The organism is Pectobacterium artocarpous (assembly GCF_046159765.1).
In the GTDB taxonomy this organism is placed as follows: domain Bacteria; phylum Pseudomonadota; class Gammaproteobacteria; order Enterobacterales; family Enterobacteriaceae; genus Pectobacterium.
This window is the reverse complement of sequence record NZ_JBJXVK010000060.1, coordinates 1-1,057: the sequence shown is the minus strand read 5'-3', so window position 1 is coordinate 1,057 and position 1,057 is coordinate 1. Positions and strand designations below refer to the sequence as shown.

Annotated in this window: 1 protein-coding gene; it reads right to left on the bottom strand. The window is 51.4% G+C overall.

Annotation, left to right across the window (positions count from 1 at the left end; genetic code table 11):
* Positions 1-56 precede the first annotated feature (56 nt).
* The gene (locus ACKQAD_RS20240; RefSeq protein WP_409161753.1) at positions 57-980 is read right to left on the bottom strand and encodes an IS5 family transposase; all 924 of its coding nucleotides are present in this window, start codon (positions 978-980) and stop codon (positions 57-59) included.
* Positions 981-1,057 lie beyond the last annotated feature (77 nt).

The window sequence follows — 1,057 nt, the reverse complement described above, 5'->3', positions numbered from 1 at the left end:
GGCTTTGTTGAATAAATCAGGTTTGGGGTAAACATCCTTGCAACGAGTTGTTGCTGTCAGGCAATACGCACGCTTTCTGGCATACCTGCCTTCGTCATTTTGTTCAATGCACGCACCATGGCCAAACCCTCTGCTACCTGACCATCGTAATCACGCAACGTCAGGGTACCTCCGAACAGCTGTTTTACTCTGTACATCGCCGTTTCTGCTATCGACCGCTTGTTATAGTCAGTTGTCCATTTCCACCGCGCATTGCTCCCGCTCAGCCGCTGATTCGCAACTGCCCGGTTACGGTCTGCATATTCACCAGCCCAGTATCCGGCTCCCTTTCGGGGAGGGATGAGAGCGCTGATTTTCTTGCGGCGCAGTTCGTCGTGGCATCGTCGCGTATCGTAAGCACCGTCCGCTACGGCTGACCTGATTTTTCGATGGGTCTGTCTGATTAGACCGGGGAAAGCCTCGGCATCTGTGACCTTGTTCAGTGAAAGGTCTGCGCAGATAATTTCATGGTTTTTTGCATCGACCGCAAGGTGCAACTTTCGCCAGATACGACGGCGTTCTTTGCCGTGTTTTTTGACTTTCCATTCACCTTCACCGAAGACCTTCAGCCCGGTGGAATCAATCACCAGATGGGCTATCTGACCCCGGGAGGGTGCTTTAAAACAGACGGTAACCGACTTTGCCCGTTTGCTGACGCTGCTGTAATCCGGGCAGCGCAGCGGGAGGCTCATCAGGGAAAAAATGGAATCAATAAATCCCTGAGCAGCCCGCAGGGTGAGCCGAAATATTCGTTTAATCATCAGTACGGTAGTGATGGCAAGGTCAGAATAGCGCTGAGGTCGTCCCCGTGATGACGCGGTTGCCGTTTCGTACCATGCCTTAACCGCTTCATCATCCAGCCAGAAGGTGATGGAACCACGGGTGATAAGGGCTTTGTTGTAGGTCTTCCAGTTGGTGATTCTGAATTTTTGCTTTGTCACGGGATTGCCTGTGTTATCAGGGTAATGCGTGATCTGATCCTGAGATTGAGCAAAAGTTCGATTTATTCAACAAAGCC